This is a genomic window from Paraburkholderia sp. SECH4 (assembly GCF_030511745.1).
In the GTDB taxonomy this organism is placed as follows: domain Bacteria; phylum Pseudomonadota; class Gammaproteobacteria; order Burkholderiales; family Burkholderiaceae; genus Paraburkholderia; species Paraburkholderia madseniana.
Genome location: NZ_JALOCP010000001.1, coordinates 555,076 through 573,495, shown reverse-complemented (window position 1 = coordinate 573,495; position 18,420 = coordinate 555,076). Strand labels below are relative to the sequence as shown.

11 protein-coding genes are annotated in these 18,420 nt (G+C 62.1%); 6 read left to right on the top strand and 5 right to left on the bottom strand.

Features of this window, described 5'->3' with window-relative positions:
* Positions 1 to 113: 113 nt before the first annotated feature.
* The 3 genes from proP to argA form a co-directional block, all read right to left on the bottom strand.
* Entirely contained in the window at positions 114 to 1,616 is a 1,503-nt protein-coding gene (gene proP / locus M0D67_RS02440; protein WP_233464949.1) for a glycine betaine/L-proline transporter ProP, read from the bottom strand.
* A gap of 736 nt (positions 1,617 to 2,352) precedes the next feature.
* Positions 2,353 to 2,628, bottom strand: coding sequence for an oxidative damage protection protein (locus M0D67_RS02435; protein ID WP_154562696.1), 276 nt, complete (start codon positions 2,626 to 2,628; stop codon positions 2,353 to 2,355).
* A gap of 55 nt (positions 2,629 to 2,683) precedes the next feature.
* Positions 2,684 to 4,072 carry an amino-acid N-acetyltransferase gene (gene argA, locus M0D67_RS02430; protein ID WP_054043361.1) on the bottom strand — a complete coding sequence of 463 codons (1,389 nt, stop codon included), beginning with the start codon at positions 4,070 to 4,072 and terminating at the stop codon, positions 2,684 to 2,686.
* A 23-nt stretch (positions 4,073 to 4,095) separates the two neighbouring features.
* Here argA and hrpA point away from each other — a divergent pair, with 23 nt between their 5' ends.
* The gene (gene hrpA, locus M0D67_RS02425; protein WP_266237106.1) at positions 4,096 to 8,607 is read left to right on the top strand and encodes an ATP-dependent RNA helicase HrpA; all 4,512 of its coding nucleotides are present in this window, start codon (positions 4,096 to 4,098) and stop codon (positions 8,605 to 8,607) included.
* Between the two features lie 267 nt (positions 8,608 to 8,874).
* Here hrpA and M0D67_RS02420 read toward each other — a convergent pair whose 3' ends face one another.
* Positions 8,875 to 11,235: a YadA family autotransporter adhesin gene (locus M0D67_RS02420; RefSeq protein ID WP_266237104.1), complete on the bottom strand. Its 2,361-nt coding sequence runs from the start codon at positions 11,233 to 11,235 to the stop codon at positions 8,875 to 8,877.
* A gap of 617 nt (positions 11,236 to 11,852) precedes the next feature.
* Between M0D67_RS02420 and M0D67_RS02415 the strand changes: the two genes are divergently transcribed.
* The 4 genes from M0D67_RS02415 to M0D67_RS02400 all read left to right on the top strand — a co-directional run bounded on the left by M0D67_RS02415 (position 11,853) and on the right by M0D67_RS02400 (position 15,792).
* Positions 11,853 to 12,872 (top strand): beta-propeller fold lactonase family protein, encoded by a 1,020-nt coding sequence (locus M0D67_RS02415; RefSeq protein ID WP_154566134.1) that lies wholly within the window; start codon positions 11,853 to 11,855, stop codon positions 12,870 to 12,872.
* Between the two features lie 46 nt (positions 12,873 to 12,918).
* The gene (locus M0D67_RS02410) at positions 12,919 to 13,917 is read left to right on the top strand and encodes a sterol desaturase family protein (RefSeq protein WP_266237100.1); all 999 of its coding nucleotides are present in this window, start codon (positions 12,919 to 12,921) and stop codon (positions 13,915 to 13,917) included.
* Positions 13,918 to 14,103: 186 nt separating this feature from the next.
* Positions 14,104 to 14,934 carry an EI24 domain-containing protein gene (locus M0D67_RS02405; RefSeq protein WP_154566136.1) on the top strand — a complete coding sequence of 277 codons (831 nt, stop codon included), beginning with the start codon at positions 14,104 to 14,106 and terminating at the stop codon, positions 14,932 to 14,934.
* Between the two features lie 27 nt (positions 14,935 to 14,961).
* Complete coding sequence (locus M0D67_RS02400; protein WP_266237098.1) at positions 14,962 to 15,792, top strand: molybdopterin-binding protein; 831 nt, start codon at positions 14,962 to 14,964, stop codon at positions 15,790 to 15,792.
* 177 nt (positions 15,793 to 15,969) lie between these two features.
* On the opposite strand, the gene M0D67_RS02395 is transcribed toward M0D67_RS02400, so the two are convergent.
* Positions 15,970 to 16,434 carry a rhodanese-like domain-containing protein gene (locus M0D67_RS02395; protein ID WP_266237096.1) on the bottom strand — a complete coding sequence of 155 codons (465 nt, stop codon included), beginning with the start codon at positions 16,432 to 16,434 and terminating at the stop codon, positions 15,970 to 15,972.
* A 439-nt stretch (positions 16,435 to 16,873) separates the two neighbouring features.
* Here M0D67_RS02395 and glnA point away from each other — a divergent pair, with 439 nt between their 5' ends.
* Positions 16,874 to 18,289, top strand: coding sequence for a type I glutamate--ammonia ligase (gene glnA / locus M0D67_RS02390; protein ID WP_154566139.1), 1,416 nt, complete (start codon positions 16,874 to 16,876; stop codon positions 18,287 to 18,289).
* Positions 18,290 to 18,420: the final 131 nt, after the last annotated feature.

Below are 18,420 nucleotides of genomic sequence, written 5' to 3'. Positions count from 1 at the left end.
CCCGTTTTCGGACATGCTCACGCTTATTGCTGTGGTTGCCTGTCGCCGCCCGTCATAGCGATTGCGGGCGATGCGCGTACAACTTCAGCGATTAGTTACCGCGCAACCTAGGATCAGGCACGCGCCGTAGCCGCGGCAGCGTAACCTTCATCCATCTCCGCCGCCTCACGTTCGCCGCGCAGCACCGCATGCGCTTCGGCACGCGTTGCGACACACGGACCGGAGCCGAGCAACGGCTTGCGGGCCGTTTCACGCAGCGCGAACACCGACACGATACCGATCAACGACGCGCCCATCAGGTAGTACGCGGGCATCATCAGATTGCCGGTGCTGTCGACCAGCCATGCCGTCACGAGCGGCGTCGTCCCGCCGAACAGCGACACCGAAATGTTGAAGCCGATCGCGAGCGCACCGTAGCGGATCTTGGTCGGGAACAGCGCCGGCAGCGCCGACGGCATCACGCCGGTAAAGCACGACAGCAGCACGCCGAGAATCATCAGGCCGCCGAACACCGGCAGCACCGTGCCCATGCGGATCAGCAGCAGCGCGGGAATCGACAGCACGAACAGACCCACGCAACCGAACAGCATCACCGGCTTGCGGCCGATCGTGTCGGACAGGTGGCCGGCTGCCAGCGTCATCGGCATCATCAGCACCATCACTAGCAGCACGAGGAAGAGACCGTGCGTTTCGTTGAAGTGCAGCGTGGCCGACAGATAGCTCGGCAGATACGAGAGCGCCATGTAGTCGGTGACGTTGAAGATCAGGACGAGGCCGACGCACAGCAGAAGCGGCTTCCATTGCTGGATGAGCAGCTCGCGGAACGATTGCTTCGGGAGCGCCTTGTCTTCGGCTTCGCGTTGTTCGGCCTGCTTCTTGAACGCGGGCGTTTCTTCGAGCTTCATCCGGATGTAGAGACCCACCAGACCCAGCGGGCCCGCGATCAGGAACGGCACACGCCAGCCCCACGAGAGCAGCGCCTCGTTCGACAGCGTTGCCGTCAGAACCGCGACCGTACCCGCGCCGAGTACATAGCCGATCAGCGTGCCGAACTCGAGGAAGCTGCCCATGAAGCCGCGGCGCTTGTCCGTCGAGAATTCGGCGATGAAGGTAGCGGCGCCGCCGTATTCACCACCCGTCGAGAAGCCTTGCACGAGGCGCGCGACCAGCAACAACGCCGGCGCGAAAATGCCGATCGTCGCGTAGCTCGGAATCAGGCCGATCGCGAAGGTGCCGAGCGCCATCATGATCATGGTCATGGCCAGCACGCGCTGACGGCCGATGCGGTCGCCCAGCGGCCCGAACACCATGCCGCCGACAGGCCGCACGAGGAACGCCGCGGCAAACGTGCCGAAGGTGGCGATCAACTGGGCGGACGGGCTCGACGACGGGAAGAACACTTTGCCGAGCGTGACAGCGATATAGCTGTACACGCCGAAATCGAACCATTCCATCGCGTTGCCGAGCGCCATGGCGCCGACGGCCCGCTTGAGGAGAGATTTGTCGACGACGGTGATGTCATCGAGTGAGAGGCGTTGTTCTTCTTTGTGATGTCGCCAGAAGCCGTTGCTGGAAGCGGTCAAGGTGAAAACTCCAATGACTGCGACGAAACTCATGAAAACGCGCATGAACGTTCCGCCACGGGTGCTGGGGAAGTGCAGTTTCGCGAGCAGAGCGATGGCGTCTCTTTCGCCCGAAGGCGATCGAAGGGGGCGTGAAAAAAGAAAACAGAACGCCCGTGCCTCGCGAATCATTCGCGAAAAAACACTCGTCTAGATTGTGCTGACTGTTGCATCTGCGTGGCCGTGGAAGGGGGGCAGATGCATGAGGACGCTGGGGTGGCTGAAAGCTGGCCCATGCGCCGCTGAAAGGCTCGAAACGAAAAAGGCCGGTGCTGGATCGCCGCTCATAGTGCGAGCTCAAGCGGGGAAAAGACCGACAAGCCTTCTTGTATAAAAACTGTTCAATCCGGCCCTTGGTACGCACAGCATGCCAAGTTTGAACTGAACGCGAATGAAGGTGAATTGCTGTTGGAACGGTGCACATGATAGCACGATGACGGATGATCGTGCAAACCCGGGGTCCAGCCGGCAGCTCGGGGAGGGCGCTCAATCCCTTGCGTGGCGGGGGATTCGGCGGATTGCGGCGGTATGGAAAAGAGGCTTAAAAGTGGCCGGAAATGGTCCGGTTAGTGAATTTTGCCAAGGCTCTAAAGTGGCGAAAGGCGAGGAAAAATGAGAGGCGAGATGCGCCGCCAAATTCGTGGCCAAACAGGCGAAAAAAATCCGCGCTCGCGGCGCGGATTTTTCGTCAGGGTGATCGCCAATCCTGGCTTGTAGCGCAAGAAGGCGCTTACTCGGCTGCCGGCGGCACGTAGCCCTGTGCCGTATCCGCGCCTTCGCCGAAGAAGAACTTTTCGGTCTGCTTCATCAGATATTGGCGTGCGCGCGGATCGGCCATGTTCAGGCGGTTTTCGTTGATCAGCATGGTTTGCTGCTTCAACCAGGCCTGCCAGGCTTCCTTCGAAATGCTTTCGTAGATCCGCTTGCCAAGGTCGCCCGGCAGCGGCGGGAAATCGAGGCCTTCGGCTTCCTTGCCGAGCTTCGCGCATTGAACCGTACGAGTCATGCTGTGCTTCTCCTATATCGATGTGGGGGCGGGCAGTCGCTTTATATGGGGACGCTCAGAGCTGTTTCATCAGCACGAGCGACTTGCGCTGCCAGTTATAGAGTCGGCGGCGGTCTTCCGGCAGGTCGTCGACCGTGACCTTGACGAAGCCGCGCTTGAGGAACCAGTGTTCGGTGCGCGTAGTGAGCACGAAAATCCGCGTGAGGCCGCGTGCCCGGGCGCGTTGTTCGATGCGTTTGAGCAGGCGCTCGCCGTCGCCCGTGCCTTGCGCTTCAGGCGCGACCGTGAGACACGCCATTTCGCCGATGCGCTCCTGCGGGTACGGATACAGCGCCGCACAGCCGAACAGCACGCCATCGTGCTCGATCACCGAGAAATGGTCGATGTCGCGTTCGATCTGGTGGCGGCCGCGCCGCACCAGCGTGCCGTCGGATTCGAGCGGCTCGATCAGCGAGAGAATGCCGCCGACGTCGTCCGGCGTGGCTTCGCGCAGGCTTTCGAGGTTCTCGTACGAGATCATCGTGCCCACGCCGTCGTGCAGGAACAGTTCGAGCAGCAGGCTGCCGTCGAGCGCGTAGGGGATGATGTGCGCCCGTGCCACGCCGCCGCGGCAGGCGCGGATCGAATGTTTCAGATAGAAGCCCGCGTCGCCGGTGACTTCGCCGCTTTCATGCAGCTTGTAGGCGTCGTCGAGCGACAGTTCGCGAACCAGTACGGGTCCGTCTTCGCCAGTCTCCATCAGGCCCGGCGTCTCGGTCAGGAATACGATCTTGTCGGCGCGCAGCGCGATCGCCGCCGCCGAGGCGACGTCTTCCATCGACAGATTGAACGCCTCGCCGGTGGGCGAGAAGCCGAGCGGCGACAGGAGCACCAGCTTGCGGCTTGCGAGCGAATGGCGGATCGAATCCGCGTCGATCTTGCGCACCACGCCGGTGTGGGCGAAATCGACGCCGTCCAGAATGCCGACCGGGCGCGCCGTCACGAAGTTGCCGGACACCACGCTGATGTGCGCGTGCGCCATCGGCGTGTTCGGCAAGCCCTGGCTGATCGCCGCCTCGATATCCAGACGCACTTCGCCGGCCGCTTCTTTCGCGGACTCCAACGCGCGCGCGTCGGTAATGCGCATACCGTGCGAAAACTCCGATTCCACGCCGTGCAGGCTCATCTGCTCTTCGACCTGCGGTCGCGAGCCGTGCACCAGCACGATCTGGATGCCCATGGCCTGCAGCAGCGCGATATCGGACACGAGCGCATTCAGGAGCCCCTGATGCACCACCTCGCCGCCGAAACCGACGACGAACGTCTTGTTACGGAACGCATGGATGTAAGGGGCGACTGAGCGCATCCAGTCGACGAATTGCGCGTGCTGTGCGAGGTCTTCCGTTGCTCCGGCGGGGGCCGGAACGCTCGCGGGCGCGGGGACGAGGTCGGTTTGGGAATTCATGCCGGGGATTATAATGCGCCCCCATGTCGAATGTACCCAAAAGTCCCGCTACGGCGAACGAGAATGTGACGCCGCCCGCCGATCAGGCGAAGCCCGGCGACGCGCGCCGCCGCGATGCGCAGGACGCAACTCGCAACACGCCACCAGCCGCGCGTGAGTCTCTGCGCTCCGCGGATGACGCGCGCGTGTCCGCACAGAAAAATAATCCGCCGCGTGAGGCGCGCCGCGAAGCGGGCGCGCAGGCGCCGAAAGCTGCTCATGAGGGGCGGAAGCACACGCCACAGGGCGACGCTGCGCGCAGTCAGCCGACTTCCGGCGGCGCGGAGAAGCCCGCGCGCCGCGACGATGGACGCGCGCAGAACGCGCCTCGCGGCCAACGCCAGCAGCAGGGCGATGAACGGCGCGCGCAGTCCGAAAACACGCGAGCTCCAAATCAGCCGAGGCGTGGCGACGGACGTGCCAATCAGCAAAGCGGTGCGCCCGCGCAGAAATCGCCGCAAGCAGGCGATGCTCAAAACGGCCAGCCCCGTCGCGAGCCGCGGCCACCGCGCGTTCAACGCGTCGTCGAACCGAACCCGATTCCGCCGATTACTTTTCCTGAAGCGCTGCCGGTGTCCGGCCGTCGGGAAGAAATTGCGCGGGCCATCGCACAGAATCAGGTCGTGATCGTCTGCGGTGAGACCGGTTCGGGCAAGACGACCCAGTTGCCGAAAATCTGCCTCGAACTCGGGCGTGGTCTCGGCGCGGGCGGCTCCGGTTTGATCGGTCACACGCAGCCGCGCCGAATTGCGGCGTCGGCAACGGGCCGCCGCATAGCCGAAGAACTCGGCACGCCGTTTGGCGAAGTGGTCGGCTACAAGGTGCGGTTTACCGACAATCTGTCGCCGGGCGCGTCGGTCAAACTCATGACCGACGGTATTCTGCTCGCCGAAACGCAGACCGATCCGCTGCTAAAAGCCTACGACACGCTGATCATCGACGAAGCGCACGAGCGCAGCCTGAACATCGATTTTCTGCTCGGCTATCTGAAGGAAATCCTCGTCAAGCGGCCCGATCTGAAGCTGATCGTGACCTCGGCGACGATCGACGCGGACCGCTTCGCACGCCATTTCGGCCGCGACGACAAGCCTGCGCCGGTGATCGAAGTGAGCGGCCGTCTCTATCCGGTCGAGGTGCGCTACCGGCCGGTCGCTGAGGACAGCCCGGCGGTGAAGGCGGCGGAGGGCTCTTCCGCATCGTCTTCGCGTGAATCGCGTGACAGGCCGAGGACCCAGCGCGAAACGGATCGCGATCTGATGGAAGCGATTGTCGATGCGGTCGACGAACTGTGCCGCGAAGGCCCCGGCGACGTGCTGGTCTTCCTGCCCGGCGAGCGGGAAATTCGCGATGCCGCGGAGGCGCTGCGCAAGCACCACCCGCCGCACACGGAAATCTTGCCGCTGTTCGCCCGTTTGTCCGCTGCCGAACAGGAACGCGTGTTCCGCACCTCGAACGCGCGCCGTATCGTTTTGGCCACTAACGTCGCGGAAACCTCGCTGACGGTGCCCGGCATTCGCTATGTGGTCGATACGGGCTTGGCGCGCGTGAAGCGCTACTCGTATCGCAACAAGGTCGAGCAGTTGCAGGTCGAGTCGATCTCGCAGGCCGCCGCGAATCAGCGGGCAGGGCGTTGCGGCCGCGTCGCGGATGGCATCTGTATTCGTCTGTACGAGGAAAGCGACTATCAGGGCCGCGTGCGTTTTACCGACCCGGAGATTTTGCGTTCGTCGCTGGCGTCGGTGATTTTACGCATGAAGTCGCTGCATCTGACGGCGATCGAAACCTTTCCGTTCATCGAACCGCCGCCGGGCCGCGCCATCGCCGACGGCTATCAATTGCTCAACGAACTGGGCGCCGTCGACGACGACAACCAGCTCACGCCGCTCGGCCGCGAACTCGCGCGCTTGCCGCTCGACCCGCGCGTAGGCCGGATGATTCTCGCCGCGCGCGATCAGCAGGCGTTGAAGGAAGTGCTGATCATTGCCAGCGCATTGTCGGTGCAAGATCCGCGCGACCGGCCGATCGAAGCGCAGGAGCAGGCCGACCAGGCGCATCGCCGGTTCGCCGACGAGCGCTCCGAGTTCCTGCAATGGCTGAAGATCTGGAACTGGTTCGAAGAAGCGATCGCGCACAAGAAGTCGAACCGGCAATTGCAGGACGAGTGCCGCAAGAACTTCCTGTCGCAATTGCGCCTGCGTGAATGGCGCGATGTGCACTCGCAACTGCTGACCGTGGTGCGCGAGCACGGCTGGCGGCTGAACGAGGCCGAAGCGACTTTCGAGCAGATTCACCTCGCGTTGCTGACTGGCCTGCTCGGCAACATCGGCCTGAAAGCCGACGACGAACCGTATTTCCTCGGCGCGCGCAGCATCAAGTTCTACCTCTGGCCGGGCTCGGCGCTGGTGAAGAAAGCCGGGAAATGGGTGATGGCCGCCGAACTGGTTGAGACGAGCCGTTTGTACGCGCGTTGCATTGCGAAGATCGAGCCGGAGTGGATCGAAAAGATCGGTGAGCATTTGCTGAAGAAGTCGTTGTCCGAGCCGCATTGGGAGAAGCGCGCGGCGCAGGTGTCGGCGTTCGAGCGCGCGGTACTGTACGGTCTGCCGATTTACCACCGGCGGCGTGTGAGCTTCGGTAAACAGGACCCGGCGCGCGCCCGTGAACTATTCATTCGCGGCGCGCTGGTGGAAGGCGAGTTCGATACGAAGCTCGCGTTCTTCGCGCACAACCGCAAGCTGCTCGCCGACATCGAGCAACTGGAGCACAAGTCGCGCCGTCAGGACGTGCTGGTCGACGACGAACTGATTTTCGGCTTCTACGATCAGGCGCTGCCGAAAGGCATCTATACGGGCGCGTCGTTCGAGCGCTGGTATCGCGACGAGGTGAAGAAGAGCGGCCAGCCGGAAGACAAGCTGCGTCTGCTGTATCTCTCGCGCGACGATCTGATGCGGCACGAGGCTGCCGGCGTCACGACCGACCTGTTCCCGAAGCGGATGACGATGGCGGGCGTCGAGATGGCGCTCACTTACCACTTCGAGCCGGGTTCGCCGCGCGACGGCGTGACGCTCGCGGTGCCGCTGTATGCGCTGAATCAGGTCGACGCACGACGCTGCGAATGGCTTGTGACCGGCATGCTGAAAGAGAAGGCGCAACTTCTGCTGAAATCGTTACCGCAGAAGCTGCGGCGCCATTGCGTGCCGCTGCCCGAGTTCGCGGCGGGTTTCGTCGAACGGCATAGTGGTCCTCGCTTCGGCGCGGGCGGTTTGCTCGAATCGCTGATCGCCGACGTTCGCGAGCAGACTCAGGTCGCGATGAAGCAATCGGATTTCAAACTCGAAACGCTGACGCCGCATCTGTTCATGAACTTCAAGGTCGTCGACGAGCACGGGCGGCAGCTTGCGATGGGCCGGAATATGTCGCAACTGCGTGCTGAACTCGGCGGGCAGGCGCAGCAGCACTTCCAGAAGATCGCGTCGGGTGCGGCCGGGGTGGCGTTGGCGGATGCGGGCGGCGGTGGCGGCGTGGCCGCCGGCGCGCAAGCAGGCGGAGCAGTCGGCGCGGCAAACGGTGCGGCTTTGCGAGGCAAGAGCACTGCTGCGCCCGGACCGCTTGCGACGTCGCAAGAAGGCGCGCAAGGCACCGCGCTGTACGAAAAGCTGACAACGTGGAATTTCGGCAAGCTCCCCGAGTTGCTCGAAATTCGCCGTGGCGGTCAGACTTTGTTCGGTTATCCGGCGCTAGTGGATCGCGGCACGCATTGCGACGTCGAAGTGTTCGATTCACCCGATGAAGCCGCGCGCATCCATCGCGCAGGGCTGCGGCGCTTGTTCGCGTTGCAATTGAAGGAGCCGATCAAGTACCTGGAAAAGAATCTCCCGGGTTTGCGCGAAATGGCGATGCAGTTCATGCCCCGCGGCACCCAGGAAGAACTGCGCGATCAATTGATCGACACCGCGCTCGACCGCGCCTGTCTGCAAGACCCGCTGCCGGCCGATGATGTCAGTTTCCACACGCGCCGCGACGAAGGCCGCAGCCGTCTGACTTTGTTGGCTCAGGAAATCGCGCGGCTGGTAGGGCAGATTCTCAGCGAATACGCGACTGTGACGAAAAAGCTGGTGCAGGCGAAGGCGTTCACGGCCGCGCATGCGGACATGCAGAACCAACTGGATGGCCTGGTCAGCAAACGCTTCGTGGTCGATACACCGTATGCGCAGTTGGCGCACTTCCCGCGCTACCTGAAGGGCATTGCGCTGCGCATCGACAAGCTGAAGGCGGACTCCGCGCGCGACGCACGGCAGTTCGCAGAATTCCAGCCACTGTTGCAGAACTACCAGCGTGCGCTCGCGCAACGCGGCGGCGTGCTGGATCCGCGCTTGTCGGAATTCCGCTGGTTGCTCGAAGAATTGCGGATTTCGCTGTTCGCACAGGAGTTGCGTACACCGATGCCGGTCTCGGTGAAGCGTCTCTACAAGGTGTGGGAATCGATGCAGCGTTGAGCGGTGAGAGGAGGGCGCGACGCGGCGCTGAGCGACACATGGAGGGGGCGCCGCAGGTGCCCGCTTCGCTTGCCTAGCGCTAGCGGATTCGGTGCGGCACGTGGCGTCGAGCAAAAAAACGCGTGACACCATTCCTTTTGAGAATGACGTCACGCGTAAAGGGCGCGAGCGCTTTCGGACCCGCGCCTGCTCGCTGCCAGTACAGCAACGCGGATGACTTTGATGTGACTGGCTCAGATCGAACCGGTCATCTTTCTTGCCGACGTTTTACCAGTGCATGCCGGCGCCGATTGACGCGCCGAACTGGCCGCGCGAGTCAGAGGTGCCTTGTACCTTGTAGACCCACTTGCCGGTTTCCGACAATTGCGACACGCCGATGGCGATCGCCGACTGCCCGCCGTAGGTGCCGCCGGCCATGGCCACCATGCCGTGACCCGGCAAGACCGCTTGCGGCAAGCCTGCTGCTGCAAGTGCCGTTGCCGTGCCGCCGTAGGCATCGCGGCGGGCCGAGCGGATCTGGTCGTCGGTGTAGCTGTTAGCCTGGCCGACTGCGCCGCTCATGGATTGCTGCAACTGATTGACGTTGACTGCATCCGTGCCTTGCACGCCGGCCGCGACGTTGGTGATCTGACGCTCCTGACCTGCTGCGCCGACCGATACCGTGCTCGCGCGATCCGCGACCGAGCCTTGACCCAATGCCACCGAGTTGTCGGCGCTGGCGTTCGCCGCGGCACCGAGCGCGGTGGCGTTGTTGCCGCTTGCGACCGAGTTCGCGCCCATGGCGATGGCGTTCGTGCCGGTGGCGTTGGCGTTGGCGCCCACAGCGACCGAATGCGTGCCCGAGGCCTGTGCACCTTCTGTGCCGACATTGCCGTCGGCGCTGAAGAACGGCACGTTCGGATTCACCGTGATGTTCTGCACAGCGTTGCCGATTGCCGTGTTCAGTTGGCCGACGTTGACGGCATCGGTTGAGTCCACGCCGTCGGCGACGTTGTGGATGATCGTGCCACCACTGGATGCATCGCCGCCGAGCGTGACGCTGTTCTTGTTGACGCTGCCGTCGGCGTTCTTGTCATACATCACGGCGCCGTCGAGCTTGGCGTCGGTCTGCGACGTAACTTCTTTCAACTGGGCAACGTTGACGGCGTCGGTGTCGGCGGTGCCGGCTGCAACGTTGGTGATCTGGCGTTCTGCGCCCGCTGAACCGACCGATACGGTGTTGATGCGATCGGCGATCGAGCCGTTGCCCAGGGCGACCGAGTTGGCGGAGCTGGCATTTGCCTGATAGCCGAGGGCCGTTGAATTGTCGCCTGCTGCCGTGGCGAGGGTGCCGACGGCCGTGCTGTTGTCTCCCTGTGCCCACGAGGAGGTGCCGGCTGCAAATGACGCGTAGCCGGAAGCGTTGGCGTACGCGCCGATCGCGACCGAGTGGTCGCCGTTTGCAGTGGCGTCGTCCGAGCCGTCATTGGCCCCGCCTGCCTTGAAATAGCGCGAGGCGTCAGCGGCAGCCGCATTCAGTTGGCTCAGGTTGACGGCGTCCGTAGCTTCTGTGCCGGCTGCGACGTTGGTGATTTGACGTTCTGCACCGCTTGCACCGACAGAGACGGTGTTAGCACGATCGGCGACCGAGCCCTGGCCCAGCGCGACCGAATTGACCGCGACGGCATTCGCCTTGTAGCCGAGGGCCGTCGAGCCGTCGCCTGCTGCCGTGGCGAGGGTGCCGACGGCCGTGCTGCTGTCTCCCTGTGCCCACGAGGAGGTGCCGGCTGCAAATGACGCGTAGCCGGAAGCGTTGGCGTAGGCGCCGATCGCGACCGAGTGGTCGCCGTTTGCGGTGGCGTCGTCCGAGCCGTCATTGGCGCCGCCTGCCTTGAAATAGCGCGAGGCGTTAGCGGCGGCCGCATTCAGTTGGCTCAGGTTGACGGCGTCCGTAGCTTCAGTGCCGGCTGCGACGTTGGTGATTTGACGTTCTGCGCCGCTTGCACCGACAGAGACGGTGTTAGTACGATCGGCGATCGAACCCTGGCCCAATGCGACGGAGCCGTCGGCGCTAGCGTCGGCCATGTTGCCCACCGCGATGCTGTTGTCGCTAGTGGCAGTGGCCTTATAGCCAATTGCAACGGAGTTGGCGCCGTCCACTTCCGAAAAGGCGCCGATGGACGTCGAGTTGATTCCCCTGACCGTGGATATGTTGCCGACGGCCGTACTGTATTCCGCCCCTGTGTCGACTAGCGCTCCACCGCCGGCGGCAAACGCTGCTTTGGCTTTAGCCTCTGCCATATAGCCGAACGCGCTGGCGCCGTTGACAGTCGCATTGGCCCCATAACCGAACGCGGAGGAGCCTGTACCCGACGCGACGGCATTCGCGCCTGCCGCGATAGCGCCTGGTTGACTAGCGCTTGCGTCGTGATCTCCAGCCGGGACTAGTGATGTGGCGTCGAAATAAATGTCAGCGTTCCCCGCATACGCTCCTGACACCCCTCCCAGCAAAACAGCACCAGCCAGCACAGCCTGTGCCAACGCCTGTTTCCGCGACGTCCCGCGTTTCGTCTTCCCCCGGGCCGTTTCCGACGTGGCCACCCCCGTTCCCGTCGCTTCACACCAAACCGATTTGTAAATCTTGTTCATTATTTAAGTAACTCCGCGGTTATTGCATGCGCGGACTGCAGATGAAAGCGCGGCGATTCGAATAAGGCGTCATCGCCCTGGTATGTCGCGCACAAAATAAGAACATATAGACCGCGGTTTCTCCGGTATCCGTTTTCCGTGTCCTGCTGATTTTTTCGCGCGTTCGAATCGCCGGCTTTACGCTCTTGAGTCCGCAGGATTAAGTGCATGGGTGATGATCGGCGGGATTGTCAGGTGTGGCGGGGGAGAGGTGGAATAAGCCAATTCCTAAACGGTTGAAAATAAATAATTGTTTGTAATTTATTTTGATTAATTGATATCCAAATGTATAAAATTAGGAAATATAAAGAATTGTCTTTATTTGTCTTATGCGAATTTTAAAAATGTAAGAATGTAATGATCCATTGATTTGATTAAAATAATGGCGTTGTGAAAATCGAATAAGGATTTCCTACATGAAGCCGGCGTTATGTCGGCAGTGCAGCGGAATATGCTGACAGTGTCGTGCCCGCATCCCGCCTGGTTTCCGCTTTTCCGCGCGTCGCACCCGCATCCACGTCAACCGCTGGTCACAGCAAACGTTCTACAATGACGGTTGTTCTCCGAAGTGAGTTTTCATGCGTAAATTTTTTCTTCCCGGCTTGACTGCCACGTTCGCCGCGGGTGCAGCGCTGGTCGCCGCCGCAGGCTTTTTTTCTCCGGCGGCTCACGCCAACAACGTGATCGTGCTCAATTCCGGCGAAGCCACGCTGAGCCTGATCGACGAGACCACTCATCAGGTCGTCGGCACGGTGCCGACGGGTAAAGAACCCCACCACCTGATGGCCACGCCGGACAATTCGTCGCTGATCGTCGCCAACTCGGTGTCGAACAACCTGATGTTCGTCGATCCGAAATCGGGCCAGGTTCAGCGCTGGGTCGAGAACATCGAGGATCCGTACCAGATCGGTTTTTCGCCCGACCGCAAGTGGCTCGTCACCACCGGGCTGCGTCTGGACCGCCTCGACATCTATCATTACGACAGCCAGAAGAACCAGATGACGCTGGCCTCGCGTCTGCCGCTTGCGGTGATGCCGAGCCACATGGCGTTCACCAATGACAGCAAGACGGTTTTCGTCACGCTGCAGGTTTCGGGCGAGCTGGCCGCTATCGATCTGGCCACGCAAACCGTCAAGTGGAAGATGAAGGTCGGCAAGGTGCCGGCTGGCCTGTGGATGACACCGGGCGAGAAGTACCTGCTGATCGGCATGACCGGGGCGGACTACGTCGCCGTGGTCGACTGGCGCAATCAGAAGATCGTCAAGACGATCCCGACCGGCAAGGGCGCGCACAACTTCCGTTCGCTGGCTGACGGCAAACATGTGGCGGTGTCGAACCGCGTTGCGAGCACGATCAGCATCATCGACGAAGATACGCTCACCAACGTTGGCGACATCACCGGCTTGATGCCGGGGCCGGACGACATGGAACTGTCCGCCGACAAACGCTATCTGTGGGTGACCTTCCGTTTCGCGAAGCATATCGGCATCATCGACCTGAACACGCGTAAGCTGATCCAGACGATTGCCGTCGGCCGTTCGCCGCACGGTATCTATTTCTTCAATCGCGCGCCGGTCACGGCGCCGAACGGCGCTTGACGCTGTTATCAGCGAACCGCCAGAAATGAAGTAACAGGCCAGCACCATGTTCCATCTGATTTTTTCTTCGCTCGACAGCTTCGTCTCAACGGTGCAGACGTTGCTGTACGTCGACGTGGTGCAGCCGCTGCTGTTCCGCTTCAATCTGATGGACTACGACGAAGACACTTTCGACAGCCTGTATTGGGTGATCGTCGGCGTCTTCGAGGTGCTGGCGATGTACGCGGTGCTGCGCCCACTCGAGGCGCTGCGCCCGGTCGAGCGATGGGAAAACCGCAAGGCGGTGCGCGTCGACGTGATCTACACATGGATCGTCAAGCTCGGCATCCTGAACCTGTTTTTCTTCTTCGCGCTGCAGCCGTTGTTCGACAACGTGCAGGCCTGGCTGCGTCTGCACAACATCGCGAATATCGAATTCGACAATCTGTGGCCGGGCGTCACTACGCAGCCGCTCGTCACGTTCGCGATGTATCTGGTCGTGCTCGATTTCGCTGGTTACTGGTACCACCGCTGGGAACATCGGTTCGGCGTCTGGTGGGAACTGCACGCAGTGCATCACAGCCAGCAGCAGATGTCGCTATGGTCGGACGACCGTAACCATCTGCTCGACAGTTTGTTGCAGGCGTCGTTTTTCGCATCGATCGCGCTGGTGATCGGCGTGCCGCCGTCGCAATTCGTCGTGCTGGTGGCAATCACGAACCTCGCGCAGAGCGTGCAGCACGCGAACATCCGTCTGTACTTCGGCTGGCTCGGCGAGCGCCTGCTGGTCAGCCCGACTTTCCATCGCCGGCATCATGCAATCGGCTATGGCCACGAAGGGTTGAAGTACGGTTGCAACTTCGGCGTGCTGTTCCCATGGTGGGACATGCTGTTCCGCAGCGTATCGTGGAGCCGCGAAATGGAGCCCACTGGCATCCGCGATCAACTCGAAGGTCGCCGCTATGGCGATGGTTTCTGGGCGCAGCACTGGCTCGCTCTTGTGCGCATCGCCGGGCGGCTTTCGCCGAAGCGCCGCGCCGAAGGCAACGACGCCGCTGCGGTCTGAGCATTCGTCTTCTTCTCATGCCGCCGGTTTCCCCGGCGGCGCGTCACGTGGTTTATCCTGTCCACGTTTGCGCGCACGTTCCTGAGTCGTTTTCCGGTCTGCATTTCGGTCTGTTCACCGGACCCTTCGCCGGTTCGCCGCGCTATTTCCTTCATTCCATCGTTTCGTTCACCGGCACTGGCTCGCATGAATGATCTGTTGCGCTCGTTCGGGCGCGCACTTGCAAGCGCACTCCACCCGCGCATGCTCTGGCTGACTTTCCTGCCGTTTCTGGCGGCAACGGTCGGGTGGGGCGTGATCCTGTGGTTTTCCTGGCAGACGCTGATCGGCGCCACGCGCACGTGGCTCGAAAGCTGGTCGTTCACGGTCACGCTTTATCATCTGTTCGACTGGCTCGGCTTTTCGGCGCTGCACACGGCGATCGCGCCGTTCATCGTGATTGCGATGGCGATTCCGCTGATCGTCGTCACGGTGCTGCTGTTGATCGCCACGCTGTCGATGCCGGCGGTGATCCGCTTTCTGTCGGCGCGGCAATTCCCCGGCCTTGAAATGCGCCGCGGCGGAACGTGGTACGGTAGCTTGGGCCACGCATTGTGGACCACGGTGGTTTGTCTGGTGCTGCTGGTCGTCACGTTGCCACTCTGGCTGGTGCCGCCGTTCTTCGCGCTGATTCCGCCGCTGCTGTGGGGCTGGCTGACGTATCGCGTGATGAGTTACGACGCGCTCGCGCTGCATGCCACGCGTGACGAGCGGCGCGCGCTGGTGCGGCGCTTCCGGTTGCCGCTGCTGTTGATCGGCATCGCGAGTGGGCTGCTGGGTTCGCTGCCGACGCTGCTGTGGGCGTCGTCGGTATGGCTGATCGTGCTGTTTCCCGTGATCACCGCGGTGACGATCTGGATCTACGCGTTCATCCTTGTATTTTCGGCGCTGTGGTTCGGCTACTACTGTCTGCGCGCACTGCAACGCATGCGCGCGGAAGAGCACGGCCCGCGGCACGCGGCGCCGGTTCCCTACTGAATTACTGACAAAGCGAAAGAGGCGGCAATGGCATTTGGCGTCATCATCATCGGCGACGAAATCCTGTCGGGCAGACGTATCGACAAGCATCTGCCGAAGGTCATCGAATTGCTGGGCGCGCGCGGGCTGGCGCTCGGCTGGGCGGAATACATCGGCGACGAGCCGGAGCGCATCACGGCGACGCTGCGACGCACGTTCGCCTCGGGCGACATCGTGTTCTCCACGGGCGGCATCGGCGCCACCCCGGACGACCACACCCGCCAGTGCGCGGCAGCCGCGCTCGGCGTGCCGCTCGAACTGCATCCGGAAGCGGCGAAGCTGATTCAGGAGCGTATCCGCGATATGTATCCGGCGAACGCCGCAACGCCGCTCGATCCGAATTCGGCTGAGAACCGGCATCGTCTGAACATGGGCACGTATCCGCAGGGCGCGTCGATCATTCCCAACGGCTACAACAAGATTCCTGGCTTCTCGATCAAGCAGCACTACTTCGTGCCGGGCTTTCCGGTGATGGCGTGGCCGATGATCGAGTGGGTGCTGGATACGCAGTATGCACATCTGCATCACGCGATGCCGCACGCGGAAAAGTCACTGCTGGTGTTCGAGCTGCCGGAGTCGCGGGTGACGCCGTTGATGGAAAAGATCGAACACGATTTTCCGGGTGTGCGGGTGTTCAGCCTGCCGAGCGTAGGCGATGCGGAGCGCGGCGGCGTGTATGCGCGGCATCACATTGATCTCGGTGTGAAGGGCGAACCGGAAGCGGTGGCGGCGGCTTTTGTGAAGCTGCGTGAAGGTGTGCACCTGCTGGGCGGCGATATCGTCGAGCCGGAGGCGGCTGCGGCTAAACCGCGCGCTTGAGTAGTGATTGAGCCTGGTCGTGCCGCCGTTTGATCGCCGCGCACGCCATCCTTCCTTCGGGCGCGCTTGCGCCCGTGCCTGACTGAAAACTCAACGCATCATCGGCCTGTCACATGCAGCGCGGACGATGCGTCTGATTGTCCCGCCCATCGCCCGAAGGCCCCTGCGAATCAGCAATCAGGCGCCGATCCACGGCAACCCGCGAAAGCACCAGCCCGACACCGTCTTCCGATGCCCCTGGCCGTCCTTGTCGCCTTCGAAGCCCTCCAGCAGGTCATACGCCTTGGTAAAGCCGGCTTGGGTAGCGGCGATCGCAGCGAGCTTCGAGCGCGCGGCGCTGCGACACAAAAACAGCACCGGCGCATCGGGCGAGGCGATGTGGCTCAGTTGCTGAAGGAATTCCTGGTTCGGTACGGCGCCGGGATAGCGCGTCCATTCCACGTGGGCGTATTGCCCGTCGCCGATAACCGGCCGGCCGACCCAATCGAGTTCGGCACGGGTGCGCACGTCGACGAGACGCGTGCGCGGATCGAGTTGCAGCAGTTCGAACGCCTCGGCGGGCGATATCGCGCCCGCATAGGGCAACTGGCTCTCGGTGCGGCGCTTGTCCGCCTGGGCGTACAACTGTTCGAGCGTGCTCATGAGCGCAAATCTCCGTCGGACCAAATGAACATTCTAGCGCGCGGCGTGCGACGCGCATGCGGTTCAGAGACGGCGTCCCGTCCGCACGAAGCAAGGAGACGTGCGCTCAATAGTGGTGCATATTCTCCAGAATGCACCAAAATAGAGGCGTCACCCGTTGCTGATTTTGTGAATGCACTAACTCGGTGCGTTGCGCAGTGTAAAGATTTGAGGGCTGCATGCTGTTCGGTGCGCCCATTCCCCGCAAACGCGCGCGCAGTGTGGTTCTGCGCCGGGTTGGCGCATACATGGCACAGAAGCTGCTTTATTGGTGCCGATCGATTTGTTCCAGCAGGCTTTTATGTTCATCCTCAACGATAGAGGGGTGGACGCGCCGGGACGGGTCAGCTAGATTGGGCGGCGGCTGAATCCGCCGAATTCGTTAATCAGGAGATAGGTTATGAGTAAATCCGTGGCCGACGTCGTTCAACTCGTCAAAGACGAGGACGTCAAGTTTGTCGACTTCCGCTTCACCGACACGCGCGGCAAAGAGCAACACGTTTCGGTGCCGGTGTCGGCATTCGATGAAGACAAGTTCGAAAGCGGCCATGCGTTTGACGGTTCGTCGATTGCCGGCTGGAAGGGCATCGAAGCATCGGACATGTTGCTGATCCCGGACGCGAACACCGCCTTCATCGACCCGTTCTACGAAGAGTCGACCCTCGTCCTGACCTGCGACGTCGTCGAACCGGCTGACGGCAAGGGCTATGAACGCGACCCGCGATCGCTGGCCAAGCGCGCTGAAGCGTACCTGAAGAGCACGGGCCTCGGCGACACGGCCTTCTTCGGTCCGGAACCGGAATTCTTCATTTTCGACTCGGTCAAGTGGGGCACGGACCAGTCGGGCACGTTCGTCAAGATCGGTTCGGAAGAAGCACCGTGGTCGTCGGCGATGGACTTCGAAGGCGGCAACACCGGCCACCGTCCGGGCACGAAGGGCGGCTACTTCCCGGTCGCTCCGGTCGACACGTTCCAGGACATCCGTTCGGAAATGTGTCTGTTGCTCGAACAGATCGGCATCCCGGTCGAAGTGCATCACCACGAAGTCGCGGGCCAGGGCCAGAACGAAATCGGCACGAAGTTCTCGACGCTGGTGCAACGCGCCGACTGGTTGCAGCAAATGAAGTACATCATCATGAACGTCGCGCACACGTACGGCAAGACGGCTACGTTCATGCCGAAGCCGGTGGTCGGCGATAACGGTTCGGGCATGCACGTTCACCAGTCGATCTGGAAAGACGGCACGAACCTGTTCGCAGGCAACGGTTACGCAGGTCTGTCGGAATTCGCGCTGTTCTACATCGGCGGCATCATCAAGCATGCTCGCGCGCTGAACGCGATCACGAACCCGTCGACGAACTCGTACAAGCGCCTCGTGCCGCACTTCGAAGCACCGGTGAAGCTGGCTTACTCGGCTCGCAACCGTTCGGCATCGATCCGTATTCCGCACGTGTCGAACCCGAAGGGCCGCCGTATCGAAACGCGTTTCCCGGATCCGATGGCGAATCCGTACCTGTGCTTCTCCGCGCTGATGATGGCGGGTCTGGACGGCGTGCAGAACAAGATTCACCCGGGCGAAGCGGCCGACAAGAACCTGTACGACCTGCCGCCGGAAGAGGATGCAAAGATCCCGACCGTGTGTGCCGGCCTCGACCAGGCGCTTGACGCACTCGACGCGGACCGCGAATTCCTGACGCGCGGTGGCGTGTTCACGGACTCGATGCTCGACGCGTACATCGAACTGAAGACGGGCGAGCTGCAACGCTATCGTCAGTCGGTGCACCCGATCGAATTCGAAATGTACTACTCGCTGTAAGCGGCAATGGCGCTTCGCCCTTCAAACGGCGAAGCGCTTTGCCCGACGCTCGCGATCGGTCACGAAGGGACGGCGGCGCCGTCCCTTTTTTGTTAGGCGCGAATGAGTCCATTCGCAGCGTTCGCGGCGCA

What these genes read in the sequence shown, in the direction of transcription:
- M0D67_RS02400 (WP_266237098.1), top strand. Translation starts at nt 14,962, where the DNA reads ATGGCATTTGGCGTCATCATCATCGGCGACGAAATCCTGTCGGGCAGA.
- M0D67_RS02420 (WP_266237104.1), bottom strand. Translation starts at nt 11,235, where the DNA reads ATGAACAAGATTTACAAATCGGTTTGGTGTGAAGCGACGGGAACGGGG.
- proP (WP_233464949.1), bottom strand. Translation starts at nt 1,616, where the DNA reads ATGAGTTTCGTCGCAGTCATTGGAGTTTTCACCTTGACCGCTTCCAGC.
- glnA (WP_154566139.1), top strand. Translation starts at nt 16,874, where the DNA reads ATGAGTAAATCCGTGGCCGACGTCGTTCAACTCGTCAAAGACGAGGAC.
- hrpA (WP_266237106.1), top strand. Translation starts at nt 4,096, where the DNA reads ATGTCGAATGTACCCAAAAGTCCCGCTACGGCGAACGAGAATGTGACG.
- M0D67_RS02415 (WP_154566134.1), top strand. Translation starts at nt 11,853, where the DNA reads ATGCGTAAATTTTTTCTTCCCGGCTTGACTGCCACGTTCGCCGCGGGT.
- M0D67_RS02410 (WP_266237100.1), top strand. Translation starts at nt 12,919, where the DNA reads ATGTTCCATCTGATTTTTTCTTCGCTCGACAGCTTCGTCTCAACGGTG.
- M0D67_RS02395 (WP_266237096.1), bottom strand. Translation starts at nt 16,434, where the DNA reads ATGAGCACGCTCGAACAGTTGTACGCCCAGGCGGACAAGCGCCGCACC.
- M0D67_RS02435 (WP_154562696.1), bottom strand. Translation starts at nt 2,628, where the DNA reads ATGACTCGTACGGTTCAATGCGCGAAGCTCGGCAAGGAAGCCGAAGGC.
- argA (WP_054043361.1), bottom strand. Translation starts at nt 4,072, where the DNA reads ATGAATTCCCAAACCGACCTCGTCCCCGCGCCCGCGAGCGTTCCGGCC.
- M0D67_RS02405 (WP_154566136.1), top strand. Translation starts at nt 14,104, where the DNA reads ATGAATGATCTGTTGCGCTCGTTCGGGCGCGCACTTGCAAGCGCACTC.